Here is a 23,444-nt window from a genome sequence, read left to right on the forward strand (position 1 = left end):
GATGCGCGTCAGCTTGAACGGTGTCCACAAGTCCTTCGGCCAGGTCGAGGTGGTCAAGGGCCTCGACCTCGAGGTCAAGGACGGCGAGTTCCTGGTGCTGCTCGGCGCCTCGGGCTCGGGCAAGACCACGGCCCTGCGGATGATCGCCGGCCTGGAGACCGTCACCTCCGGCACGATCCATATCGGCGAGCGCGACGTCACCGGCCTGCTGCCGAAGTACCGCGACATCGCCATGGTGTTCCAGTCCTATGCGCTCTATCCGCACAAGACGGTGTTCGCCAACATCGCCTATCCCCTCACCGTGCGAAAGCGCCCGCGCGCCGAGATCGAGGCGGCGGTCAAGGAGGTCGCCCGGCAGGTGCAGCTGGACGCGCTGCTCGAGCGCTATCCGCGCCAGCTCTCCGGCGGCCAGCGCCAACGGGTGGCGCTGGCCCGCGCCATCATCCGCCGCCCCGCCGCCTTCCTGATGGACGAGCCGCTCTCCAACCTCGACGCCAAGCTGCGCGGCCATATGCGGGCCGAGCTCAAGCACATGCAGCACGAGCTCGGCATCACCACGATCTACGTCACCCACGACCAGATCGAGGCGATGACGCTGGCGCACCGGGTGGCGCTGCTCGACAAGGGCGTGCTGCAGCAGCTCGATACGCCGGCGACCATCTACAATGCGCCGGCCAACCTGTTCGTCGCCGGCTTCATCGGCTCGCCGCCGATGAACTTCCTGGAGGGCGAGCTCCGCGAGGGGCGCTTCTCCACGCCGGCCGGCAGCTTCGGCACGAACAGCCGGGCGAGCAACCCGGCCGTGGTGCTCGGCATCCGCCCGGAGGACTGCCGGGTGACCGCGACCGGCGCCGGCAAGCTCGCCGGCGAGATCTTCGCCACCGAGCTGATCGGCGACCACGCGCTGGTCACCTGCCGCTGCGCCGGCGCCAACCTCACCGTCAAGGTCGACAAGGAGTTCCAGGGCGAGATCGGCGAGGCCGTCGGCATCGGCTTCGACGACAAGGCGCTGCATCTCTTCGACAAGGCGGGCGGCAACCGCCTGCCCGCCGCCGGCTGACGCGTCACCCGGCTCAGGCCGTGGCGCCGGCCTGAAAGTCGGTGCTGCGCGTCACCGCCTCCCAGGCATCGGTTTCCCCGCGCAGCCCGTCGAGCCTGCCGCGAAGCTGATCCAGCGCGTCGCCGCCGATCAGCAGATGGACGGGGGGCTGCTGCGCCTCGACGGCGGCGATGATCGCACGGGCGCCGCGCACGGGGTCGCCCGCCTGCCTGCCGTGGCCGGCCTGCACGCCCTCGCGGGACTTGCCGGCGGTATCGGCATAGTCGTCGATGCGCGTCGCCGACTGCCTGATCGAAGCGGGGCCGCGGAAGTCGGTGCGGAAAGCGCCGGGCGCGACCACCGTGACGCCGATGCCGAGCGGCGCCACCTCCTTGGCCAGCGTGTCGGACATCGCCTCGATGCCGAACTTCACCATGTGATAGTAGCCGACGCCCGGATAGGTCACGAGACCGCCGATGGAGCTGATGTTGACGATGTGGCCGCGGCGACGGGCGCGCATGCCAGGCAGCACGGCCTTCACCAGGTTCAGCGGGCCGAACAGGTCGGTCTCGAACAGCGCGCGAATGTCGGCGTCCTCGCCCTCCTCGATCGCGGCGAGGTAGCCGTAGCCGGCATTGTTGACGAGCACGTCGATGCCGCCGAAGCGATGCTCGGCTGCGGCGATCGCCACCTCGATCCCGGCCGGATCGGTGACGTCGAGCGCGACCGCGAGCGCGGCGTCGCCGTGCGCGGCCGCCAGGTCCGCGATATCGGCGATGCGCCGCGCGGTGACGACGACGCGGTAGCCCGCGCCGAACGCCTGCTCTGCCAGCGCTCGGCCGAGCCCCTTGGAGCAGCCGGTGATGAGCCAGACGGCGTCCTTGGTGATCATGGGTCTTCCTCCATTCCGTGGCGCTCGGAAGGTGGTCATCGGCATCCGGTTCGATTAGGTTGGATGGATGGAAAGGGTCGTTGAACAGGATTGCACGATGACGCGCGCCAGTCTGGACGACCTCGCCGCCTTTGCGGCCGTCACGCGCATGCACAGCTTCACGCGCGCCGCCGCGGCGCTCGGCACCTCCACCTCCAATCTCAGCCACACCATCCGGCGGCTGGAGGCGCGCCTCGGATACCGCCTGCTCCAGCGCACCAGCCGCAGCGTGTCGCCGACGGAGGCGGGCGGGATGCTGCTGGAGACGCTGGGACCGGCGTTGGAGAGCATCGACGGGGCGCTGGACGCTCTCGACCAGGGGCGCGACCGCGTTTCGGGGACGCTGCGCATCACCGCGACGCGGCAGGCCTACGACGCGGTGATCCGGCCCGTGCTGCCGGCCTTCACGGCTGCGTACCCGGATGCGACCGTCGAGGTGGTGGTCGACTATGCCTACCGGGACATCGTCGCCGATCGGTTCGATGCCGGGATCCGGCTCGGCGAGAAGCTGGAGCAGGACATGATCGCGCTCAAGGTCGGGCCCGATCTGCGCATGGCGGTGGTGGCGACGCCCGGCTATCTCGAACGTGCAAGCCCGATCGCGCATCCCAGCGACCTGACGCGGCACCGGTGCATCAACTATCGCATGGTCGGGGCCGGGACCATCTATGCCTGGGAGTTCGAGCGCGACGGCCAGGCCCTGGACGTGCATGTCCCCGGTCCGCTGACCTTCAACGAACCCCAGCTGATGCTCGAAGCGGCGCTGGACGGGCTGGGCGTCGGCTATCTCCTCGATCACGAGGTCGCGCCGCATGTCGCGAACGGCCGGCTGATCCGGCTGCTCGCCGACTGGACGCCGCCTTTTGCGGGCTTCCACCTCTACTACGCCTCGCGGCGGCAGATGCGCCCGGTGCTGGCCGCGTTCATCGAGGCGGTGCGCGGCCGGAGGTGACGCGCCGCCGGCGCAATGAGCCTTGCAAAAAGCCGCCCCTGGGGGCGGCTTTGCCGTATCTGGATCCCGCCGGGTTGCGGGAGGCCCGCAACCCGGCCTGGGCTTTCAAGTCGTGGCCGGGATCTCCCGGCCGCGCCCGTCAGGCATGCAGATCGAAGCGGTCGAGGTTCGTCACCTTGGTCCAGGCGGCGACGAAGTCGTCGACGAACTTCTGCTTCGCATCCGTGCTGGCATAGACCTCGGCCAAAGCGCGCAGCACCGCGTTCGAACCGAACACGAGATCGACGCGCGAGCCCAACCATTTGACCTTGCCGGTCTTGCGGTCGGTGCCCTCGAACAGGTCCTTGGCCTCGGACACCGCCTTCCACTGCGTGCCCATGTCGAGCAGGTTGACGAAGAAGTCGTTGGTCAGCGCGCCCGGCCGGTCGGTGAGCACGCCGTGGCTGGAGCCATCGGCGTTGACGTTGATCGCGCGCAGGCCGCCGACCAGGACGGTCAGCTCGGGCGCGGTCAGGGTCAGCAGCTGCGCCCGGTCGATCAGCGAGACCTCGGCCGGCACGGGATGCCCGGCCTTCTGGTAGTTGCGGAAGCCATCCGCGACCGGCTCGAGCCACTCGAAGGAGTCCACATCGGTCTGCGCCTGCGAGGCATCGGTACGGCCGGGCTTGAAGGCCACCGCCACCGCGTGACCGGCGGCCTTCGCCGCCTGCTCGACGCCGGCATTGCCGGCCAGCACGATCAGGTCCGCGAGCGAGACCTTCTTGCCGCCGCTCGCATCCTTGTCGAACTCGGTCCGGATGCCGTCCAGCACATCGAGCACCTTCTGCAGCTGGTCGGGCCGGTTGACCTCCCAATCCTTCTGCGGCGCGAGGCGGACACGCGCACCGTTGGCGCCGCCGCGCTTGTCCCCACCGCGGAAGGTGGAGGCCGAAGCCCAGGCCGTGCCGACCAGCTCGGACACGGTCAGGCCCGAGGCCAGCACCTTGGCCTTGAGCGCGGCGATGTCGGCGGCGTCGATCAGCGGGTGATCGACGGCGGGCACCGGATCCTGCCAGATCAGCTCTTCCCTGGGCACTTCCGGGCCGAGGTAGCGCGAGCGCGGACCGAGGTCGCGATGGGTCAGCTTGAACCAGGCGCGGGCAAAGGCTTCGGCAAAGGCCTGCGGGTCCTCCAGGAAGCGGCGCGAGATCTTCTCGTAGATCGGGTCGACGCGCAGCGACAGGTCGGTCGTCAGCATGGTCGGCTTGCGCTTCTTCGACGGGTCGTGCGCGTCGGGGATGATGTCCCCGGCGTCCTTGGCTTCCCACTGGATGGCGCCGGCGGGGCTGCGGGTCTGCACCCATTCATACTTGAACAGGTTCTCGAAGAAGAAGTTGCTCCACTGCGCCGGCGTCTGCGTCCAGGTCACTTCGAGGCCGCTGCCGATGGCGTCCGCGCCATGACCGGTGCCGTAATTGCTGATCCAGCCCAGGCCCTGCGCCTCGAGCGGCGCGCCTTCCGGCTCGGGACCCTTGTGCGATTCCGCCGAGGCGCCATGGGTCTTGCCGAAAGTGTGGCCGCCGGCGATCAGCGCGACGGTCTCCTCGTCGTTCATCGCCATGCGCTTGAAGGTCTCGCGGATGAACAGCGCGGCGGAGACCGGGTCGCCGTTGGCGCCAGGGCCTTCCGGATTGACGTAGATGAGGCCCATCTCGGTGGCGCCGAGCGGGCTCTTGAAGCTCTCGAGGGGCCGGTGGGTCAGCCAGGCGGTCTCGGTTCCCCAGTACACGTCCTGATCGGGCTCCCAGGTGTCCTCGCGGCCGGCGGCAAAGCCGAAGGTGCGAAAGCCCATGGTCTCCAGCGCGACATTGCCGGTGAGGATCAGCAGGTCGGCCCAGGAAATCCTCTGCCCGTATTTCTGCTTGATCGGCCAGAGCAGGCGGCGCGACTTGTCGATGTTGACGTTGTCCGGCCAGCTGTTCAGCGGAGCGAAACGCTGCTGACCACGACCGCCGCCGCCGCGGCCGTCGCTCAGGCGGTAGGTGCCGGCAGCGTGCCAGGACATGCGGATGAACTGCGGGCCGTAATGGCCGAAATCGGCAGGCCACCAGTCCTGCGAGTCCGTCATCAGCTTGCGCAGATCGTTCTTCAGCGCCGCATAGTCCAGCTTGCTGAATTCTTCGCGGTAGCTGAAGTTCCGATTCAGCGGATCGGACTTGGACGAATGCTGGTTCAGGAGGTCGACGCGCAGCTGCTCGGGCCACCAGTCTCGATTCTGCGTGCCCTCGACGCGTTTCTTGGAAGCGTCGCCCGAGAACGGGCATTTTGCTTCATCTGTCATCGTTCTTCATCCCTTTGCTGGCTACGGACTCGCAATCGCGGCAAATGCCGCGAAAGACGATGCTGGCTTCGACAATGCGCATGCCGCGCGTGTCGCTCGGCTCGATGCAGGGGGCATGGCCGACGACACAGTCCACATCTTCGATGCGTCCGCATCGGATGCACTGGATGTGGTGGTGATTGTCCTCGATGCGCGTTTCGTACCGTGCGCTGGCGGAATCCGGCAGGCTGATGCGGCGGATCAGGCCTTCGCCGGACAGGTCCTGCACGATCAGGTGGACGGCCTGGAGCGAGATCGTCGAAAGAGAGGAGCGAACACCCTGGAAGACGGTCTCGGCATCGGCATGCGGATGATGATGCAGATAGTCCAGGACCGTCACGCGCTGCACGGTGGCGCGCAGCCCTTTGTCCCTCAGGATCTGGACCCAGTCATGGTCGCACGAATGGTCGGCGGGTGGCTGTGACATGCGCCCGCCGATACCATTTTATTTTTAGCCATTCAATAGAGACAATTGCTAAAATTATCGGATGGCCAGACGACGCCATCCGCCGAACACCATGAAGCTGATCGCTGCGAGCAGCCAGGCGCTGGCGCCGCCATAGAGCATGACCCCACCGAATCCGTCGGCGAGGGCGCGATGAACGATCGCATCTCCTCCGCCCAGCCCCGATGAATCGGCGGCTCCGGCGGCGATCCTCGTCGCGAGCGAACGCAGGGTGGATGCGTCCGTGCCGAGCGGCAGGTTCGCCTTGAGCGAAAACAGCACGCCCTCGACCAGAATGAAGCCCATGACAGGGATGTTGATGGCCAGCGAGATCATGCGCGCGCTCATGTCGATGCCTGACGCCATGCCTGACCGCGCGGCGGGAACCGCTCCCGTCGTCGTGTTGGTGACCGGCGTGTTGGTCAGGCCGAGCCCGACGCCGGCCAGGACGCAGCCCGGCAGCATGGTCAGCCAGCTGGCATGCTCGGCACCGCTGCCGAGCTTCATCAGGATGAACCCGAGGCCGATGGTAAACAGACCGGCCGGAATGACGAGACGAGGCTGGAAGCGCAGCGACAGGCGCTCGGCAAGCGGCGGCGCGACCAGCGCCGGCAGCGTATAGGCGAGCAGACCCATCCCGGCGGCGACGCTGTCATAGCCGAGGCCGGCCTGGAACCAGATCGGCAGATAGATCATGAACGGCCAGAAGCTCATGTTCATCGCCGCCGATCCGATGATCGCACCGGAAAAGGCTCGGATACGGAACACCGTGAAGTCGAACATCGGCCTCGGCGCAAGCTTTTCTGCGACGACGAAGGCGATGAAGCTCGCGACCGAGACGGAAAGGATCGAAAGCGCCGTCGGGCTGGTGAAGCCGAGGTCCGGTCCCTGGGTGATGAAGAAGGCGAGGCAGAACACTGCCGCCGACAGCGTCGCGATCCCGACGACATCAAGGCGGGTCGCCTCCGCGTCGCGCGATTCCCGCACCCCGCCGGCCGCCAGCAGCAAGGTCACGATGCCGAGCGCCACATGGACGAGGAAGACCCATTCCCAACTCCACAGCGCGACGATGGCGCCGCCGATGATCGGGCCGAATCCCAGCCCCACGCCGGCAACGACGCCCCACCAGCCGAAAGCCATGCCGCGCTCGCGCGCCGCGCGAAACTGGTGCGACAGGATGGCGATCTGGCACACCAGCATGGCCCCGCCGGCCAGCCCCTGGCAAAAGCGGGCACCGATCAGCACCGGGACGCTGTTCGTCATCCCGCAGGCCAGGGAAGCCGCGCCAAAAGCGAGGATGCTGGCGACGAATACGCGCTTGCGCCCGAAGCGATCGGCCAGCGCGCCCGTTGCCATCAGCACCATCGTCACGCCGATGGTATAGGCGTTCATGATCCATTGGAGCTGTCTGAAATCCGTGTGCAGCGCCTGCTCCAGTGTCGGCAGGATTGCCGGCACGCTGGAGATCTCCAGCCCGAACATCAGGGCGGACAGACAGACGGCAGCGAGGGCGACGGCACTTCTGCCGTCGGCCGATGCGGATATGGCAAGGGTCATGGTTCAGCCTTTCGACGCGCGAACCACGACGGCGAAACCCGATCATGGCGGGAGGCGCTCGTGCTTCGGTCCGCGGGTTGCTCCGATGGATTTCTCCATAGCGAAAGCTTGACCATTATTGAATTGGATGGTTAGTGATTTCAGAGACAACAATTTTGGATTATTGGCATGACCACGCTGGACGTGGACGCCGTCCTGGCGTTCGTCACCATCGCCGATCTTCAAAGCTTCACCCGCGCCGCCGAGGCGCTCGGGGCCACGCAGGGCGCAATCAGCGTGAAGCTGAAACGGCTTGAAGACCGGCTCGGCCGACGCCTCATCGAGCGGACGCCGCGCACGGTGCGATTGTCGGCGCAAGGCGCCGTGTTCCTCGCCGGCGCACGCGAATTCCTCGCCGCTCACGACCGTGCCATGGCTGGCCTGTCGGCAACGCGCCGCCGCTTCGGCCTCGGCATCGCCGCCCATGTCGCGGGACCGGAGGTGCCGACCCTTCTGGCACGGCTGAACGCCCACGACCCCGGTCTGACCATCGAAGTGCGGATGGACAATTCGCGCGTGCTGCTGGATGCCTTCGATCGCGGCGAGCTCGATGCCGCCATCATCCGGCGTGAGGACGACCAGCGCGGCGGGGACGTGCTGGGGCCGGAGCATTTCGGCTGGTTCGCCGCCCCGCAGTTCGACTATCGTCAGGGTGAGCCGTTGCGGCTGGCCGCGCTCTCGCCGACCTGCGGCGTGCGCAACATCGCCACCCGCGCCCTGGACTCCGCCGCCATCCCATGGACGGAAGTCTTCCTCGGCGGCACCTCGTCGATGGTGACGGCCGCCGTCTCGGCGGGCCTTGCCGTCTCGGCCTTCTCATGTCGCCTGGCCCCACCCGGCACGGTCGAGGTCAGCCAACGCTTCGGCCTGCCGCCGCTCCCCTCCACCGAGATCGTGTTGTTCTCCACCCTCACCGATGCCAAATCCCGCGAGGCCTTGCGCACGCTCGCCGCCGCCTTCCGCGAACATCGGCCCAATTCCTGAGGGAGAGCCGCAAGCGCCTCTGTCGCCTCTTTCGATCGGCGCGGATGATTGGCGAGCCAAGCCCGCAGCTTCGGATGCGGATGGCCCATGGATCGCCTCGCCGGGTCGGGCAGCGTGGTGCCGGCGACGAAGCGTCTCCGAAACGATCAGGACGATCGCGTATCGATCGTCGGTGTCGCCGTCGATCCGGCAGCCGCGTCCGTCGCCGAGCTCTCCCGAACGACGAGATCGCCATGCAGCAGGCTGGTGCGCGGCGGCGGCAGCCCGCCCTCCGCGTCGATGAGCTCCAGCAGTCGCGCCACCGAGCGCCGGGCGAGCTCATCGACGTTGTTGTTGATCGTCGAGAGCGGCGTCACGGCGTGGCTGGCACTTTCGATATCGTCGAAGCCGATGATCGCGAGCTCGGCCGGCACGGTCCGCCGATGGATCCTGGCCCATCGCAAAGCGCCGAGGGCGAGAATGTCGCTGCTGCAGAAGACCGCCGTCGGCGGATCCGGCCCATGCATGATGCTGTCCATGGTCTGGATGCCGCCTTCGATGGAATGGTTCAGGCACGACCCGATGATCTGCGGATCGACAGGCAGGCCGGCCGCCTCCAAGGCCGCCACATAGCCGTCGTGCTTCTGCGACGTGCCATATTGCAGCATCACCAGGGCGCCGATCCTGCGGTGTCCCTGGTCGACGAGATGGCGCGTCGCATCATGGGCGCCGACGAATTCGTCGATGCCGACGACGTCGATGCCCGAATCCTGGACGCCGACCAGCAGGACCACCGGAAAGTTCTGCTCCCGCAGCCGCCTGAGATGATCGAGCCTCGAATGCACCAGCGGATAGATCAGCAGCCCGTCGACCATCCGCGAGCGAAACATCTCGATCGCGTGCAGCTCCTCGTCGAAGCTGCCGTTCGACGTCGCGAAGAGCACCCCATATCCGCGGGACGCCAGAGCCAGCTGGATCTCCTTGGCCGCGCTGGTCAGGATCGGGTTGGTGATCTCGTGCAGGATCAGCCCGACCGTGTTGCTGCGCCGTGAGACCAGTGACTTGGCAATGTTGTTCGGGACATAGTCGAGCTCCAGCGCCGCTTTGCGGATGAGGTCGCGGGCCGCGGCCGAGATGCGCGTGCTGCCGCGCAGAGCCAGCGAAACCGTGTTGGTGCCGTAGCCCGTCTTCGCGGCGATGTCTTTCAGCCGCGCTTTCTGTCTGGCCATCAAAAGGGTCCCGGCACATATCGGCGAGAACGGTCCGGCCGAACGGCTGCAAGCATCGAAGGTCTCATACTCGAAGCAAAAAATGCTTGCAATCAGCGTGTAGTAACGATACTGCGTAATAACGCTACTACACGCCTGAACGGCGCTGCAACGACAGAGCCTCTCCAGAGGCCGCGATCCAAGGGAGGAAGGGATGACAGCGAGACTGTTCCGTCCGGCCGGTCGCCGGCAGCCGGCCTTCCCCCATGCAGGAACGAGGCTCACGGCGCGCATCGCGCTGTCCTGAGCCTGCAGGCGCGCCTCGCCGCCCGCCGGCGTCGCAGCGGTCGATTCAAGGCTGCCTGATCCAGCTGACCCGCCGCCTCGTGCCGGGCGTCCGATGCCCGGGCAGGCCTGACTTCGGCACAGGGCGAGGCGTCGCGCGGTCGTTCGCGCCCTGATCGAGGGCGCGCGCGGACCGTCGCAAATCCCGAGCTTGAACTCTCGAGAAGAAGATCCAGGGAGGACGATCCGAATGAGAATGGCCTGTGCCATCGCCGCCGCGGCGGTCGTGATGACATCTGCGCTGAGCGGTCCGGCTTTCGCCGCCGACACGACCCTTCATGTCATGTCCTGGGAGCCGATGCAGACGGCCGGGACGCCGTGGTGGGACAAGATCACCGCCGGCTTCGAGGCGAAGCATCCCGGCGTGAAGATCGAGACGAACTTCGTCCCGTTCAACCAGTATCTGACGACGCTCGCGGCCATGACCGCAGGCAATTCCCTGCCGGAGGTCTTCTATGGCCACGTGAAGGCGGCCGAGCTCGGGCGGGCCGGGCTGGCGGTCAACTACAGGGACGTCGTCGACGACGCCTTCCTGAAGCAGTTCTATCCCGGCCCGCTGCGGCAATTCACGTTCGATGGCAGCGCCGTCTATGCGCTTCCCTGGACCGCGCAGATCTTCGGGCTGTTCGCCAACGACCGGATCATGAAGGAGCTGAACCTCGCCGTTCCCGATACCTGGGACGAGCTGATCGCCATGGCGCCGAAGATCCGGGAGGCCGGCCTCACGCCGGTCGCCTTCGGCAACCTGGCGCGCAATGTCTGCCCTGACTTCCTGTTGCCGCTGATCGCCCAATATGGCGGCGACGTCTATGCGCTGGACGACCTGACGGCGCCGGGCCTGTCGTGGAAGTCGAAGCCGGTCGTCGACGCGCTGACGCTGCTGCAGCGGCTCGCCAAGGCCCGTGTCTTCCTGGACGGCGTCAACGGCATCGACGAGCGGCCGGCCTGGCAGATTGCCTATCAGGGCCGGGCCGCCATGCTCTATACCGGCTCCTGGGCTCCGGCCGTCTTCGAGGCTGAAGCCACGAAGGACTGGGTCGACAATTATTCGGTCCACAAGGTTCCGGCCGTCACGGCCGGTGGCGTGCATCTCACGGGCGACGGCAGCGGCGAGGGCTGGGTCGTCAACGCCAAGAGCCCGGCGAAGGACCTGGCCATCGCGTTCGTGAAGTACATGTTCTCGCCCGAGGTCTATGACGACCACATCACCGGACTCGGCGGCTTCCCGGCCATGCCGAGCGCCCGCGACAAGGTCACGAACCCGAAGGTCCGGGAGATGCTGACCTGGATGGATACCGACGGGGCCGACCACATCCTGTTCGGGGCCGGCAGCTGGGACGCCGTATCGAATGTCTGCCAGGGCATTCTCGACGGCTCGGTCGAGCCGGCCGCCGGCGCGGCGCAGATCCAGGCCGACGTCATGGCGACGCGATCCAAGGCCAACTAGGTCAGCCCGTCACCGGCGGCGAGCCGCCCTCGGCCGACGCAATCTGGAGATTGCAACGTGACGCAGACCCGCCATCCCGATCCCGGCCTGCCGGCCGCGCTCCGACGGAACTGGCCGGCGATCGTCTTCCTGTCGCCCGCCGCCATCGTGCTGCTGGTGTTCATGGCAATTCCGATGGCCAACTCCATCGTGTTGAGCTTCCAGTCCTGGAACGGGATGTCCGCCCCGGTCTGGGTCGGGCTCAGGAACTATCGCGCCCTGTTCGGCGACCGGCTCTTCCTGATCGCGCTCGGCAACACCGCCTATTTCACCATCGTCACCGTGATCCTGCAGACGACGCTGCCGCTGCTGGTGGCGTGCCTGCTCAACGCCGGCATCCGCGGCGGCGTCCTGTTCCGCACGCTGTATTTCATGCCGGTGATCATCTCGCTCGCGATCAGCGGGCTGCTCTGGGCCATGATCTACGAGCCGAATTTCGGCGTCCTCAACGAATTTCTCCGTTCGATCGGCCTCGGCGGCCTGACCCAGCTCTGGCTCGCCGATCGGCGCACGGTCATGCCGAGCATCATCGCCGTGTCGATCTGGCAATCGCTCGGCTTCTATCTCGTCATCTACTACGCCGCGATGCAGAACATTCCAGGCGAGCTCTACGACGCGGCCAAGATCGACAGCGCCAATGCGCTGCAGCGGCTCTGGCACGTGACGGTGCCGATGCTGCGGCCCGTCATCGTGCTGGTCGTCGTTCTCAACACCATCAACGGCATCAAGGTCTTCGACCAGATCTGGGTCATGACGGCCGGCGGACCGAACCACGCCAGCGATACGCTCGGAACCTATCTCTACAGCACCTCCTTCGGCGCCATGGGGAGCTCCAATCCCCAGCTCGGCTACGCGACCTCGATCGCCATCGTCATCCTCGTTCTCAGCTTCATCCTGAGCATCGTCCAGATCCGTCTGGGGCGGCGCCAGGAGATCGAATACTGACCGAAAAGGCAAAGACGTGAACGCGATTTCCCATTATCACGCCTCCGCCAGGACCTTCGACATTCCGCGCGTGCAGGTCCTGCTGATCTTCAGCCGGACACTGATCTATGTGACGCTGATCCTGATCATGATCGTCCAGGCCTTCCCGCTGGTCTGGATGATCCTGACGTCGATCAAGAACCAGCGCGAAGTCTTCAGCTCGTTTCTGCCGACGCAGATCGACCTGAGCAATTTCCAGCGCATCTGGAATGCCATCGACCTGCCGAGGCATCTCATCAATTCGCTCTACGTGACGAGCCTCACGGTCATCATCGTCGTGATCGTCGCCACGCTCGCCGGCTATGTCTTCGCGCGCTTCCATTTCCGCGGCAAGGACGCCCTGTTCTACCTGTTCATCGGCGCGATGATGATCCCAGGCCAGGCGATCCTCATTCCGATGTTCCAGTTCCTGAAGAGCATCGGCCTGCTCAACACGCTGACCGGCCTGTCGTTCTCCTATCTCGGCGGCGCCGTGGCCTTCTCCATCTTCCTGATGCGGTCCTTCTTCATGAGCCTGCCGAGGGAGCTCGGCGATGCCGGACGGATCGACGGCTGCGGCGAGTTCGGCGTGTTCTGGTACGTCTACCTGCCGCTTGCCAGGCCCGGCGTCGCAACCGTGGTCATCATCCAGTCCATGGGCATCTGGAACGAGTTCATGTTCTCGAACACGTTCATCTCGAGCCCCGGCTCGAAGACGATCCAGGCGGCCCTGTTCCAGGCCGTCGGCCGCTATGCCACCGACTACGCCGCGCTCAGCTCGGGCCTGATCCTGGCGCTGATTCCCATCGTCACGATCTACCTCGTCCTCCAGAAGCAATTCGTGGAAGGACTGACCGCCGGCGCCCTCAAGGGGTGACCGGGCCCGTCGTCCCGTCCGCCGGGGCAAGAAGCCCCCAGCAGGGGCCACACAGCGAAAGCACCGCATCAAGGGAGGGAACAGTGCAGTTCAAGACGTCACGAGGCGGCCTCACCCGCCGACTGCTTGTCGCGACCGCCGTGGCCGCGATCGCAGCGAGCTCCATGCTCCTGCGTGCGGGTGCCGCGCACGCGGACGACACGGTCACCTCGATCGAATACTGGTCGCCGCCGCAGAACGGCCTCAACGAATCCGGGACCAAGGCGCTGCTGCAGCCGATCGTGGACGGCTTCAGGAAGGAGACCGGCATCACGGTCAACGTCGAGATCATCGACTGGAGCAGCCTGCTCTCCAAGCTGGCCGCGGCGATCGCCAGCAATACCGGCCCGGATGCCGCGGGCGGCGGGAACACCTGGAACGGCCTCTACAGCGACACCGGCGGCGTCGTGAGCTGGACGCCGGAGATGATGGATGAGATCGGCGGCCTGTCGCAGTTCGTGCCGGCGTTCACGCAGGTCATGGGATATCCGGGCAAGGATCCGGTGTCGATCCCGACCGGGGGCGGCACCTGGCAGCTCGTCTACAACAAGAAGATCCTGGCCGACGCCGGCATCACCAGCATGCCGACCACGTGGGACGCGTTCATCGCCGATGCCAAGAAGGCGACGAACCCCGCAGCGGGGATCTGGGGCGTGGGGTCGGACGTCGCCAATGTGTCGAACATGACCACCTGGCTGTGGGTTCTGCTTCGCCAGTGGGGCGGCAACTTCTTCGACGACAAGACCGGCAAGGCAACCATCAACAGCGATGCCGCCGTGCAGTCGGTGCAGTTCTTCCTCGACTGGATCGGCAAGGACAAGATCATGTCGCGGCAGAACGCCCAGTACAACGCCTCGCAGGCCGAGCAGGACTTCAACAACGGCAAGCTCGCCTTCCTGTTCACGCAGGGCAAGGCAGCCCTGACGCTGCCGGAGGACCAGTACGGCGCCGCGCTGCTGCCGCTGCGGGAGACCAATCCGCCGAAGTCGCAGGCGGTGATGTCGCACATCGCCGGCGAGAACGTGATCATCCTGGCGTCCAGCACCAAGCAGCGCGCGGCGATCCAGTGGGTCAAGTACTTGCTGTCCACCGACGTCAACGTCGAGAAGAACTTCAAGAACGGGTCGATCCCGGTGACGAAGGAAGCTGCGAAGTCGGACAAGTTCACGAGCGCCGTCGACAAGATCGACATCGAGATCGTCGAGAAATACGCGCAGGCGCAGCAGATCAACTCCGACGACGGGCCGCTGAGCCAGGCCTATGCCCGGGCCGTCGGCCAGCTCGCCGGCCGGGTCGCCAACGGCGAGACGATCACCGCCGCCGAGATCAAGGACGCTCTCGACGAGGTGCAGTCCGCGGCGCTGAACCGCGAGGCTTCCCAGAACTGAGCGCGCACGGGACGGCGGCGGCCGTCCCACCATCCCATCACGACGAACGGACCTCGATGACCACCTTCGCTCCCGCCTCGCCCGCCCTGCGCGGCCGCGTCGCAGACCGTATGGGCGGCATGGCCCCTGCCTACAGCCGCCGTGCGCTGTGGGCCCTCATGCTGCCGGCCGTCATCTGCGAGCTTGCGGTCTACGTCGCCCCGATCGTCGCCGGCATCTACACCAGCTTTCTGAAGGTCAACCAGTTCACCATCCGGGACTGGTTCAGGGCGCCGTTCGTCGGCCTCGACAACTATATCAACGTTCTGGCGACGCCGGTGATTGCCCGCCCGCTCCTGCGCTCGCTGGGCGTGAGCCTGCTCTACGTCGTCTGCGTCGTGGTGCTGAGCCTCGTCATCGGCTTCGTGGCGACCGTGTTCGTGCGGAGCCTCCGGCGCGCCAAAGCCCTGCAGATCTTCTTCATCATCCCCTATGCCGTGCCAGCCTATGCCGGCGTGCTGGCGTGGGACTTCGCCTTCCAGGGAAACGGCGCCGTCAACAGCCTGCTCGGGACCGACATCCTCTGGCTGCAGGGCCATCAGGCCTTCGTCAGCATGGTGGTCACGGCGGTGTGGCGCACCTGGCCGTTCGTCTTTCTGATGATGCTCGCCTCGACCTCGAGCATCTCGCCCGAGCTCTTCGAGGCCCTCAGGGTCGATGGCGGGGGGCGCTGGGCCGAGACCCGTCACGTCATCTTCCCGCATGTGCGCGCCCAGCTCGGCGTTCTCGCCCTGCTGCTGTTCGTCTGGACCTTCAACGACTTCGTGACGCCGTTCGTGTTCTACGGGCAGGTCGCCCCCGCGGCGGGGAACCTTTTCCCGCTCAATGTCTACACGACGACCTTCGTGACCTTCGCCTACAGCTTCGGCTCGGCGGTCACCTTCATGGCGGTGATCCTGCTCAGCATCTTCATCGTCTTCCCCTACCTCCGCGTCACCCGTCTCGGGGAGCAGCAGGCATGAGCAGCGACACTCTCGTCTTTCGGATCGTGCGGGCCGGGGTGCTCGGGCTCTTGTGCCTGTTCGTGGTCTTCCCGCTCTATATCGCGTTCACGACCTCGGCGACGCCGTTCAGCGACCTGTCGACGAGCTTCAGCTGGTTCCCGGCGCGCCCGACATTGCTGGCTTACGTCGACGTCTGGAACGAGATGCCGCTGGCGCGGTATTTCGTGAACAGCCTGATCGTCACGACCGGCACGGTCGTCATCGCGATCCCGATTGCGCTCGCGGCAGCCTACGCCATCGCCCGCTACCAATTCCCGGGCCGCAAGCTCTTCCTGGTTGCGATCCTGTCGACCCAGATGTTCCCCGGCATCTTCTTCCTGATCCCGCTCTTTCTCATCTTCGTCAAGGTCCAGGCCCTGCTGGGGTTCCAGATCGTCGGGACGTTGCCCGGCCTGATCCTCGTCTATCTCTCCTTCGTCCTGCCGCTCTGCATCTGGGTGCTGGCGGGCTACTTCGCCGCGGTCCCCCGCGACATCGAGGAAGCCGGCACGATCGACGGCCTCAGCAACGTGGGGGCCTTCGTCCGCCTGGTGCTGCCCTCGCATCTCGGGGCGATCGTGGCGGTCGCGGTCTTCGCCACGGTGCTGTCCTGGAGCGAGGTTCTGTTCGCGTCGGTCCTGACGACGAACCAGACGCAGACCCTGTCGATCGCGCTCTCGGCGGTCGTGGCCCAGCCCACCGCGCCAATCCGCTGGAACATCATCATGGCCGCGTCGATCCTCGCGAGCGTGCCGATCGTCGTGGCGTTCGCGCTCGTGCAGCGGCCGTTCGTGCAGGGACTGTCGTCGGGAGCGATCAAGGGATGAGCATGACGGAGGACGAGATCAGGCGGCGCAACGTCGCCGCGGTCGAGGCGCTCTACGAGGCGGAACGCCGGCGGACCATCGAGGATTGGGCACGGCTCTGGCACCCCCACGGCCGGCAGAGCTTCCACCTGTCGACCGACGTGCCGCCGGTGGTGGGGCGCGAGGCGCTGGTGCGCGCCACGCGGCGCAAGTTCGAGGTGCGCCCGCCCTACGGCATCGGCGTGGTGACGGAGCCCTTCGCCGACCCGAGCCGGGTGCTCGCCCGTCTGCACCTCACCTTCGGGGAAGGCATCCGTCCGACCGACCTGTGGTGCATCTTCACCTTCGACCATGAGGGCCTCATCACCGAGATCGCGGAGATGGTCGACACCGCGAACTCATACCGCATGCCGGCGTGACCCACGGCTCAGCAGGCTCCCGGCCGCAAAGCGCGCACGCGCAGCCCGAGGCCGACTTCCGCAGAGGAAAAACTCCATGTCCGAACCAGCACGCCCCGGCATCGACCCGTCGATCCGCCCGGTCACCATCGGCGCCGATTTCCCGCCCCAGCTGCCCCTCGCCTTCGGCGGCTCCTGGTTCGTCGCCTATTCCGCCCCCGGCGAGGAGGACGTGCGCCTCAGGGGAGCCATCGACGCGGCCTATGACAGCGGGGTCCGCCATTTCGATACCGCCGGCGGCTATGGCGAGGGCCATTCCGAGGAAATCTACGGCGCGTTCCTGGCGGGAAAGCGCAGCGAGATCTTCCTCGCCTCCAAGGCCAATCCGGCGCAAGCGACGGCGGCAGCCATGGCCGCGGAGGTCGACGCCAGCCTTCGGCGTCTGCGGACCGACCATATCGACCTCTATTACATCCATTGGCCGCAGCGCGGCGTCGACATGCGGCCGCGCATGGAGGCGCTGGAGGCGGCACGCCGGCAGGGCAAGATCGGCGCGGTCGGCGTCAGCAATTTCTCCGTCGACCAGATGCGGCAGGTGCAGGAGGTCGGCCGGATCGACGCACATCAGCTCGGCTACAACCTGCTCTGGCGCTATGCGGAGGATGACCTCGTCCCGTTCTGCGTCGAGCACGACATTGCCGTCGTCACCTACAGCTCGATCGCGCACGGCATCCTGACCGGCAAGTTCGACAAGGTGCCGGACCTCGCCCCCGGCGACCAGCGCCACCGGATCCTGCCGTTCCGCTCCGACATCTGGCCGCATGTCCATGCGGGCGTCGAGCAGCTGAAGGCGATCGCGGCCGAGCTCGACCGGCCGCTGATGCACCTGGCGATCCGCTGGAACCTCGCCCGGCCCGGCATCCGCTCGGTCGTGGTCGGGGCGCGCAACCGCGCCCAGTCCGAGGCGAATGCGGCGGCGCTGTCCGGCGCGATCCCGTCATCCGTCTTCGAGCGCATGACCGCGATCAGCGACGAGATCGTCCGGCACGTGCCCAATGAAGGCAACCTCTTCAACCATCACCCCTGACCCCGACACGCTGGACAAGGAAAGAGTTCCATGGAGCCGATACAAGGCCTGGGCGATCGTGTGCTCGTGCAGATCTGCCTGATCGTCGACGACGCCGACACCTATGCCGAGCGCTATTCCGCCCTCTTCGGACTTCCGATTCCCGAGGTGCACGTCACCGATGGCTTCTCGGAGACCGAGGCGACCTATCACGGCGAGCCGACCGAGGCCAAGGCGCGCATCTATCACTGGCATTTCGGCAATGTCGGCTTCGAGCTGCTTCAGCCGCTGGGGCCGAAGAGCGTCTGGCAGGACTGGCTCGACGAGCATGGTCCGAGCGTCCATCACATCGCCTTCCGCGTGACCGACAGCCATGGCGTCGCGCGCGAGTTTGCCCGCCACGGCTATCCCGTGAGCCAGCAGGGCTTCTATACCGGCCGCCTGCCGCATGGCGGGCATACCGGCATGTACACCTATCTCGACACCGGCAAGGCGCTCGGAACGACGTTCGAGCTGCTCGAATCCTTCGATCCGAACGGGGAGGTCCGCTGATGAACGCGCCCGTGCTCCGGCCCGAGACGCTCTGCCAGGTCGGCTTCGTCGTGCACGACGTCGCCGCCACGGCGAGGAAATATGCGGAAGCCTTCGGCTTCCCCGTCCCGCCGATCATCGAGACCCCCGGCTTCGACAAGGCCCGCACGACGGTGAACGGCGAGCCGTCGGAGGCGACCGCCAAGCTCGCCTTCTTCCAGACCGGCCAATTGGTGATCGAGCTGATCCAGCCCGACGAGACGCCGAGCGTCTGGCGCGATTTCCTCGAGACAAACGGCGAGGGCGTCCATCACATCGCCTTCCGCGTCGCCGACACCAAGGCAGCCGAAGCCGGATTGGCCGGGCAAGGCTTCCCGACGCTGCAGCAGGGCCTCTTCGTCGACGGGAGCGGCATGTACACCTATCTCGACACCGCCCCTCAGCTCGGCGTGATGATCGAGCTGCTCGAGACCTTCAGGAAGAGCTGACTCGAAGCGGCACCTCACGACCCGGCCCCTCATGCGAGAGGAGCGGGTCATCCCATTCCGCGTTCTCAGAAAGGCAAGGCAATGAAAGCGATCGATGGCCTCGGCCATGTGGCGATCAAGGTGAAGGACGTCGACAAGTCGATGGCCTTTTACAGCGGCGTGCTGAAATTCCCAGAGATGCTGCGACTGCATCACGACGACGGCAGCCTGTTCCTGATCTACCTGCGGATCACCGACACCCAGTATCTGGAGATCTTCCCGAACGCCGCCACCGACCGGGCGCCGGGCGGCGACGGGAATGGCGTGCATCACTTCTGCCTGACGGTGGACAAGCTCGAGCCGCTGCTCGATGCGATCGTCGCCAATGGCGGGACGCTCTACGCCTGGACCAGGACGGAGACCGGCCGGGAGCTGCAGCCGACGACGACGCCGACGATCTCCAACGGCCTCGACGGCAACCGCCAGGCCTGGCTGCAGGATCCGGACGGCAACCGGATCGAGCTCATGGAAATGGCGCCGGACTGCCTGCAGTACAAGGCGATCCGACGCCTCCAGTCCGAGGGGGCCTGAACGCGCAAGCGGCGTCGGCCTCGCCAACGACGATGCCGGCGCGCAATCTCTCCGCCCCGCTGCCCGATCGAGGACCCGTCATGCCGGCCAAGGCCTATTCGCTCGAAGATCTCGCCGCCGAACAGGAGGCTCTCGCCCTCGACCGCTTCGACTATGATTTCGCCTGGAAGCTCGGCGCAGCGATGCGCGCGCGGGCCGCAGCGAGCCGTGCGCCGGTGGCGATCGAGATCGCCCACGGCACCGATCTCGTCTTCTCGATCCTGCTGCCGGGCGCGACGCCCGACAACTCCGACTGGGCGGCGCGCAAGCGCGCCGTGGCCAACCGCTTCCATCGAAGCTCGCTGGCGATGCGTATCGAGGCGGAGGAGCAGGGTTACGATTTCAATCGCCGCTTCCGCCTGCCGGACGCGGCGTTCGCCGCGAGCGGCGGCGGCGTGCCCTTGATCCTCCGATCGGGAACGCTGATCGGCACGGCCGGCGTCAGCGGCCTGCCCGATGTCGAGGATCATCGCCTCATCGCCGACAGCCTTCGCGAGATCCTCGGGCGTAGCGCCTGAACCCTGCGACGATCGACCCATCCGGAGCCCGCCATGGCCTACAAGATCGCCTTCCAACTCTACTCGGCACGGAACTTCCCGCCACTGGAGCGCCAGCTCGAAGGCCTCGCCCAGATCGGCTATGACGGGGTCGAGCCGTGGCTGCCGGCCTATGCGGCGAGCGCGGCCGACTTCCGCCGCAAGATCGATGCGGCGGGTCTTGCCTGCTACGGCTTCCATCTGCCGTTCAAGGACCTGGTGGCCGAGCCGCAGCGCTTCATCGACATTGCCGGGACCATCGGCGCCCGGCTCCTGATCCCGCCTTATCTGATGCCGGAGGACCGTCCCGCCACCGCCGAAGGCTGGCGCGCCATCGGGCGGGACCTGCAGCGCGTGCGCGACATCGTTGCCGGCGAGGGCCTGAAGCTCGCCTGGCACAACCACGATTTCGAGTATCACGCTCTGCCGGACGGCTCGCGCCCGATCGACCTTCTCTTCGAGGGCGCCGGGGCGGATGTCGGCTATGAGATCGATTTCGCCTGGGTGCTGCGCGGCGGCGGCGACCCGCTCGCCGAGCTGAAGCGCTATGGCGAACGGATGCTTGCGATCCAGGTCAAGGACACGGCGCCCCTCGGCACCAGGCAAGAGGGCGGCTGGACGGCGATGGGCGACGGCATCGTCGACTGGGCGGCGCTATGGCCGCTGTTCAAGGAAACGCCGGCCGACCATCTCGTCGTCGAGCACGACGAGCCGGCCGACTGGCGGCAGCTCGCGCAGCGCTCCTACGACTATCTCGTCAAGCTCGGGGCTCGCGGCTGACGTGCCCTCGGTCGGCGCGCATCCGAAGGCGTTCGCGGCTTGCGAGCGGATCATCGTCGCGAATGCCAGCGGTCCCACGGACCTGCTCAATCCAGGCCGGCCTTGCCGGGCGCCCAATAGGCCTTGGCGACGATGCGCGTGGCGGGGACAGCCAGGCGCTTCAGCCCCTGCCGGAGCCGCTGAATGGTGTGGGCCTTCCCGACGAGCACGAAGGAGGCGCCGGCGGCCGCAGGCGCAGAAAGCGCGGCCTCCATCTCATCCAGGTGCCCATCGTCCTTCGTCCGGGCGAGCAGTGCGGCGTCATCGAGCCCGAGATACGCGGCGACGTGACGGCTGGCGCCGACGTCATCGACCTCGAAGCGGCACGCCGCGGCTCGCGCCTTGGTCTGACGCAGGAGCGCGTGCGCGAGCCCGATCGCAGTCTCATCCCCGAAGAGGGCGAGCGGGCCTGCCACGGCGCTCACATCCAGCGAGCGGCGTGGCCCGAAAATATCGCATTCGTCGCCGGGCTGGAGGTCGCGAACCCACATGCTTCCCGGCCCGTCGCCATGCGCGTAGCCGAGGATGCGGGTGCGGCCGGCAACGGGGTCCCATTCGATCGGCGTGTAGGTCCGGGCGACGAAGGCCGAGCCCATCGCGATCTGTATTTTCTGTCCGGGCGTCCATGCAGCGCCCTCGAGCGCCGGGCCTTCCAGCGTGATCAGCCGGAAGCGATCGGCAATCGTCTCACATGCGGCAACGGTCGCATGTTTCATGAACATGCGGGCGAAGGCCCTGCTCAGCCGGCCAGGCGCCTGGGCCACCGGGCGTTCACGCGAGTCCATAGCCGGCATCACAAGGTCCTGACGGTGAATTCGTTGCCACGGCCTTCGTCGACCGGGAGCGGCTGCGAGAGGTAGCCGTTTGCGGGATTGCGGACATGGTCGAGATATCCCGGCTCGAAGGCGTTTTCCCCAAGGACCACGGCTCCAGGCTTCAACCGGGGCTCGAGCAGCTTGAGCACCGGCAGGTAAAGGGTGAATGCGCCGTCGATCAGCAGCAGGTCCACCTCGCCGCCGACGTCCCTGAGCGTCTCGAGCGCGTCGCCCTCGCGGATATCCGTGAGATCGGCGAGGCCAGCGGCGTCGAGATTGGCGCGGGCCCGCGCCACCTTGGCGGGCTCGAGCTCCGTGCCGATGAGACGGCCGCCGCCATTGTCCCGGAGCGCGGCGGCGAGATAGATCGTCGAAATCCCCATCGAGGTGCCGAACTCAACGATTCGGGTCGCTTTGCAGGCGCGCGCGAGCATGTAGAGGAAGCGGCCATAGGCCGGCGAAACGGCAAGGAAGTTGTCGGCCCGGTCGCGATAGGTCGCCCGATAGTCCGCCCGTTCCTCGGCGAGCTTCTCCCCGATCACCTGTTCCAGCGTCGCGCCGGAGGCCTCGATGGTGGCCATGAGCTCGGCCCTGTAGTCCCGGTCCGCGGCTTCGGCATCCTGATGAAGCTTGTCCAGACTCTGGGCGACGCGCCCGGTGCTCAGCGTATTCATGAGGATTCCTTCCCGATCGCGGCAGCCGGAGAGGCTCGACTGATCCGTGCGGACTGGATAAAGGGAGCAGGCGCTGGCGTCATTCCGAAGCTGGGACAGATTATTATTCAATCTGGTCAAATTCGCTTTCCCGTCGGAGGGTGAGCCATGCCTATCCTGAGCGCCCCTCGCGACTGGATCGATCCCGACGAGATATCCCGTCCGGTCGTGACCTTCGGCGCGGCGATGGCCGAGGTCGGCAGGATCGAATTGGCCCCCCACCGGCACAGGAAGGGGCAGATCCTGCTCGTGCAGCGGGGCGCCCTCAGTTGCGAGGTCGAAGGCGGGCTGTGGATCGTACCGCCCCGCAGCGCCGTGTGGATACCCGGCGGGGCGCTTCATGCCATCAAGGCGACCGGAACGCTCGAAGGCTTCGCCGCCTTCGTCGATCCCGCCGTCAGCCGGGGCCTGCCCGATGTCTGCTGCGCAGTGTCGGTGACGCCGCTGCTCCGCGAGCTTCTGGTCCGCTCCGCGCGCCTGCCGGCCCTGTATGAGGAAGGCGGCGCGAATTCACGCCTGATCACGGTGCTTCTCGACGAGATCGCGGCGGCCGAGGTCGAGGACCTTCATCTGCCGATGCCGACGGATGCCCGCCTGCGCCGGATCGTCGATGCGATGATGGCATCGCCGGCCGATCGGGGAACGCTGGATGTCTGGGCCCAGCGGGCAGGCTTGAGCGAGCGGACCCTGGCGCGACTGATGAGCCGGCAAACCGGTATGAGTTTCGGCCGCTGGCGCCAGCAGCTCGGCGTCGTTCTTGCCGTCAAGTGGCTGGCCGGCGGCGGCTCGATCCAGCAGGTCGCTGCCGACCTCGGCTACGAGAGCGTGCCGAGCTTCGTGACCATGTTTCGAAAGGCGCTCGGCACCTCGCCGGGCCGCTATATGTCGGAACGGCATGGCGGCCGGCTTGGCGGCGCGGTGGGGCGGGGTGTGTCAGACGCCGGAAAGCCCCGGGCGCGTTGAGCGGACCGGGGCTTTTGGTTGAGATGGTTGCGGGGGCAGGATTTGAACCTGCGGCCTTCAGGTTATGAGCCTGACGAGCTACCGGGC

24 protein-coding genes are annotated in these 23,444 nt (G+C 66.7%); 17 read left to right on the plus strand and 7 right to left on the minus strand.

Annotated elements, in window-relative coordinates; translation table 11 throughout:
- The first annotated feature begins 1 nt into the window (after position 1).
- Positions 2-1,060 carry an ABC transporter ATP-binding protein gene (locus QO011_RS38685; protein WP_307284846.1) on the plus strand — a complete coding sequence of 353 codons (1,059 nt, stop codon included), beginning with the start codon at positions 2-4 and terminating at the stop codon, positions 1,058-1,060.
- A gap of 13 nt (positions 1,061-1,073) precedes the next feature.
- Here the strand turns inward: QO011_RS38685 and QO011_RS38690 are convergent, their stop codons facing one another.
- Positions 1,074-1,931, minus strand: a complete 858-nt coding sequence (locus tag QO011_RS38690) for an oxidoreductase (RefSeq protein WP_307284848.1) — start codon at positions 1,929-1,931, stop codon at positions 1,074-1,076.
- Between the two features lie 97 nt (positions 1,932-2,028).
- On the opposite strand from QO011_RS38690, the gene QO011_RS38695 reads away from it, so the two are divergent.
- A complete protein-coding gene (locus tag QO011_RS38695; protein WP_307284851.1) occupies positions 2,029-2,922 on the plus strand; it encodes a LysR family transcriptional regulator in 894 nt (297 codons plus the stop codon).
- Between the two features lie 139 nt (positions 2,923-3,061).
- On the opposite strand, the gene katG is transcribed toward QO011_RS38695, so the two are convergent.
- The 3 genes from katG to QO011_RS38710 are packed head-to-tail and all read right to left on the minus strand — an operon-like array spanning position 3,062 to position 7,283.
- Entirely contained in the window at positions 3,062-5,242 is a 2,181-nt protein-coding gene (gene katG, locus QO011_RS38700) for a catalase/peroxidase HPI (protein ID WP_307284855.1), read from the minus strand.
- Positions 5,232-5,708 (minus strand): Fur family transcriptional regulator, encoded by a 477-nt coding sequence (locus tag QO011_RS38705; RefSeq protein WP_307284859.1) that lies wholly within the window; start codon positions 5,706-5,708, stop codon positions 5,232-5,234. Before QO011_RS38705 ends, katG begins: the two co-directional genes overlap by 11 nt.
- A gap of 54 nt (positions 5,709-5,762) precedes the next feature.
- On the minus strand, positions 5,763-7,283 hold the full coding sequence (locus QO011_RS38710) for an MFS transporter (protein WP_307284865.1): 1,521 nt from the start codon (positions 7,281-7,283) through the stop codon (positions 5,763-5,765).
- Between the two features lie 168 nt (positions 7,284-7,451).
- Between QO011_RS38710 and QO011_RS38715 the strand changes: the two genes are divergently transcribed.
- Positions 7,452-8,306 carry a LysR substrate-binding domain-containing protein gene (locus QO011_RS38715; protein WP_307284867.1) on the plus strand — a complete coding sequence of 285 codons (855 nt, stop codon included), beginning with the start codon at positions 7,452-7,454 and terminating at the stop codon, positions 8,304-8,306.
- A gap of 146 nt (positions 8,307-8,452) precedes the next feature.
- On the opposite strand, the gene QO011_RS38720 is transcribed toward QO011_RS38715, so the two are convergent.
- On the minus strand, positions 8,453-9,787 hold the full coding sequence (locus QO011_RS38720; protein WP_307284870.1) for a LacI family DNA-binding transcriptional regulator: 1,335 nt from the start codon (positions 9,785-9,787) through the stop codon (positions 8,453-8,455).
- Positions 9,788-10,028: 241 nt separating this feature from the next.
- Here QO011_RS38720 and QO011_RS38725 point away from each other — a divergent pair, with 241 nt between their 5' ends.
- The 13 genes from QO011_RS38725 to QO011_RS38785 all read left to right on the plus strand — a co-directional run bounded on the left by QO011_RS38725 (position 10,029) and on the right by QO011_RS38785 (position 20,827).
- On the plus strand, positions 10,029-11,285 hold the full coding sequence (locus QO011_RS38725) for an ABC transporter substrate-binding protein (protein ID WP_307284873.1): 1,257 nt from the start codon (positions 10,029-10,031) through the stop codon (positions 11,283-11,285).
- Positions 11,286-11,342: 57 nt separating this feature from the next.
- Positions 11,343-12,269, plus strand: a complete 927-nt coding sequence (locus QO011_RS38730; protein WP_307284875.1) for a carbohydrate ABC transporter permease — start codon at positions 11,343-11,345, stop codon at positions 12,267-12,269.
- Between the two features lie 16 nt (positions 12,270-12,285).
- Entirely contained in the window at positions 12,286-13,164 is an 879-nt protein-coding gene (locus QO011_RS38735; RefSeq protein ID WP_307284878.1) for a carbohydrate ABC transporter permease, read from the plus strand.
- Positions 13,165-13,328: 164 nt separating this feature from the next.
- Complete coding sequence (locus QO011_RS38740; RefSeq protein ID WP_307284881.1) at positions 13,329-14,591, plus strand: ABC transporter substrate-binding protein; 1,263 nt, start codon at positions 13,329-13,331, stop codon at positions 14,589-14,591.
- A gap of 56 nt (positions 14,592-14,647) precedes the next feature.
- The gene (locus QO011_RS38745; protein WP_307284884.1) at positions 14,648-15,592 is read left to right on the plus strand and encodes a carbohydrate ABC transporter permease; all 945 of its coding nucleotides are present in this window, start codon (positions 14,648-14,650) and stop codon (positions 15,590-15,592) included.
- Positions 15,589-16,440: a carbohydrate ABC transporter permease gene (locus QO011_RS38750; RefSeq protein WP_307284887.1), complete on the plus strand. Its 852-nt coding sequence runs from the start codon at positions 15,589-15,591 to the stop codon at positions 16,438-16,440. Before QO011_RS38745 ends, QO011_RS38750 begins: the two co-directional genes overlap by 4 nt.
- Complete coding sequence (locus QO011_RS38755) at positions 16,437-16,838, plus strand: nuclear transport factor 2 family protein (RefSeq protein ID WP_307284889.1); 402 nt, start codon at positions 16,437-16,439, stop codon at positions 16,836-16,838. The genes QO011_RS38750 and QO011_RS38755 overlap by 4 nt, the downstream gene beginning before the upstream one ends.
- 76 nt (positions 16,839-16,914) lie before the next feature.
- Entirely contained in the window at positions 16,915-17,904 is a 990-nt protein-coding gene (locus tag QO011_RS38760; protein WP_307284892.1) for an aldo/keto reductase, read from the plus strand.
- A gap of 30 nt (positions 17,905-17,934) precedes the next feature.
- The gene (locus tag QO011_RS38765; protein WP_307284894.1) at positions 17,935-18,435 is read left to right on the plus strand and encodes a VOC family protein; all 501 of its coding nucleotides are present in this window, start codon (positions 17,935-17,937) and stop codon (positions 18,433-18,435) included.
- On the plus strand, positions 18,435-18,902 hold the full coding sequence (locus QO011_RS38770; protein ID WP_307284897.1) for a VOC family protein: 468 nt from the start codon (positions 18,435-18,437) through the stop codon (positions 18,900-18,902). The genes QO011_RS38765 and QO011_RS38770 overlap by 1 nt, the downstream gene beginning before the upstream one ends.
- A gap of 81 nt (positions 18,903-18,983) precedes the next feature.
- Complete coding sequence (locus tag QO011_RS38775) at positions 18,984-19,472, plus strand: VOC family protein (RefSeq protein WP_307284900.1); 489 nt, start codon at positions 18,984-18,986, stop codon at positions 19,470-19,472.
- 80 nt (positions 19,473-19,552) lie between these two features.
- Positions 19,553-20,029 (plus strand): heme-degrading domain-containing protein, encoded by a 477-nt coding sequence (locus QO011_RS38780; protein ID WP_307284904.1) that lies wholly within the window; start codon positions 19,553-19,555, stop codon positions 20,027-20,029.
- 33 nt (positions 20,030-20,062) lie between these two features.
- Positions 20,063-20,827 (plus strand): sugar phosphate isomerase/epimerase family protein, encoded by a 765-nt coding sequence (locus tag QO011_RS38785; RefSeq protein WP_307284907.1) that lies wholly within the window; start codon positions 20,063-20,065, stop codon positions 20,825-20,827.
- Positions 20,828-20,913: 86 nt separating this feature from the next.
- Here the strand turns inward: QO011_RS38785 and QO011_RS38790 are convergent, their stop codons facing one another.
- Both QO011_RS38790 and QO011_RS38795 read right to left on the minus strand, forming a co-directional pair.
- Positions 20,914-21,660, minus strand: a complete 747-nt coding sequence (locus tag QO011_RS38790; protein WP_307284908.1) for a siderophore-interacting protein — start codon at positions 21,658-21,660, stop codon at positions 20,914-20,916.
- Positions 21,660-22,355, minus strand: coding sequence for an O-methyltransferase (locus QO011_RS38795; RefSeq protein ID WP_307284920.1), 696 nt, complete (start codon positions 22,353-22,355; stop codon positions 21,660-21,662). Before QO011_RS38795 ends, QO011_RS38790 begins: the two co-directional genes overlap by 1 nt.
- Positions 22,356-22,502: 147 nt before the next feature.
- Here QO011_RS38795 and QO011_RS38800 point away from each other — a divergent pair, with 147 nt between their 5' ends.
- The gene (locus QO011_RS38800) at positions 22,503-23,357 is read left to right on the plus strand and encodes an AraC family transcriptional regulator (protein ID WP_307284911.1); all 855 of its coding nucleotides are present in this window, start codon (positions 22,503-22,505) and stop codon (positions 23,355-23,357) included.
- Positions 23,358-23,444 lie beyond the last annotated feature (87 nt).

The organism is Labrys wisconsinensis, assembly GCF_030814995.1.
In the GTDB taxonomy this organism is placed as follows: domain Bacteria; phylum Pseudomonadota; class Alphaproteobacteria; order Rhizobiales; family Labraceae; genus Labrys; species Labrys wisconsinensis.

Excerpts from the sequence above, each read along its gene's own strand:
- QO011_RS38685 (WP_307284846.1), top strand. The coding sequence starts at position 2 with ATGCGCGTCAGCTTGAACGGTGTCCACAAGTCCTTCGGCCAGGTCGAG.
- QO011_RS38690 (WP_307284848.1), bottom strand. The coding sequence starts at position 1,931 with ATGATCACCAAGGACGCCGTCTGGCTCATCACCGGCTGCTCCAAGGGG.
- QO011_RS38695 (WP_307284851.1), top strand. The coding sequence starts at position 2,029 with ATGACGCGCGCCAGTCTGGACGACCTCGCCGCCTTTGCGGCCGTCACG.
- katG (WP_307284855.1), bottom strand. The coding sequence starts at position 5,242 with ATGACAGATGAAGCAAAATGCCCGTTCTCGGGCGACGCTTCCAAGAAA.
- QO011_RS38705 (WP_307284859.1), bottom strand. The coding sequence starts at position 5,708 with ATGTCACAGCCACCCGCCGACCATTCGTGCGACCATGACTGGGTCCAG.
- QO011_RS38710 (WP_307284865.1), bottom strand. The coding sequence starts at position 7,283 with ATGACCCTTGCCATATCCGCATCGGCCGACGGCAGAAGTGCCGTCGCC.
- QO011_RS38715 (WP_307284867.1), top strand. The coding sequence starts at position 7,452 with ATGACCACGCTGGACGTGGACGCCGTCCTGGCGTTCGTCACCATCGCC.
- QO011_RS38720 (WP_307284870.1), bottom strand. The coding sequence starts at position 9,787 with ATGCGCGCCGTGAGCCTCGTTCCTGCATGGGGGAAGGCCGGCTGCCGG.
- QO011_RS38725 (WP_307284873.1), top strand. The coding sequence starts at position 10,029 with ATGAGAATGGCCTGTGCCATCGCCGCCGCGGCGGTCGTGATGACATCT.
- QO011_RS38740 (WP_307284881.1), top strand. The coding sequence starts at position 13,329 with ATGCTCCTGCGTGCGGGTGCCGCGCACGCGGACGACACGGTCACCTCG.
- QO011_RS38745 (WP_307284884.1), top strand. The coding sequence starts at position 14,648 with ATGACCACCTTCGCTCCCGCCTCGCCCGCCCTGCGCGGCCGCGTCGCA.
- QO011_RS38750 (WP_307284887.1), top strand. The coding sequence starts at position 15,589 with ATGAGCAGCGACACTCTCGTCTTTCGGATCGTGCGGGCCGGGGTGCTC.
- QO011_RS38755 (WP_307284889.1), top strand. The coding sequence starts at position 16,437 with ATGAGCATGACGGAGGACGAGATCAGGCGGCGCAACGTCGCCGCGGTC.
- QO011_RS38760 (WP_307284892.1), top strand. The coding sequence starts at position 16,915 with ATGTCCGAACCAGCACGCCCCGGCATCGACCCGTCGATCCGCCCGGTC.
- QO011_RS38765 (WP_307284894.1), top strand. The coding sequence starts at position 17,935 with ATGGAGCCGATACAAGGCCTGGGCGATCGTGTGCTCGTGCAGATCTGC.
- QO011_RS38770 (WP_307284897.1), top strand. The coding sequence starts at position 18,435 with ATGAACGCGCCCGTGCTCCGGCCCGAGACGCTCTGCCAGGTCGGCTTC.
- QO011_RS38775 (WP_307284900.1), top strand. The coding sequence starts at position 18,984 with ATGAAAGCGATCGATGGCCTCGGCCATGTGGCGATCAAGGTGAAGGAC.
- QO011_RS38780 (WP_307284904.1), top strand. The coding sequence starts at position 19,553 with ATGCCGGCCAAGGCCTATTCGCTCGAAGATCTCGCCGCCGAACAGGAG.
- QO011_RS38785 (WP_307284907.1), top strand. The coding sequence starts at position 20,063 with ATGGCCTACAAGATCGCCTTCCAACTCTACTCGGCACGGAACTTCCCG.
- QO011_RS38790 (WP_307284908.1), bottom strand. The coding sequence starts at position 21,660 with ATGCCGGCTATGGACTCGCGTGAACGCCCGGTGGCCCAGGCGCCTGGC.
- QO011_RS38795 (WP_307284920.1), bottom strand. The coding sequence starts at position 22,355 with ATGAATACGCTGAGCACCGGGCGCGTCGCCCAGAGTCTGGACAAGCTT.
- QO011_RS38800 (WP_307284911.1), top strand. The coding sequence starts at position 22,503 with ATGCCTATCCTGAGCGCCCCTCGCGACTGGATCGATCCCGACGAGATA.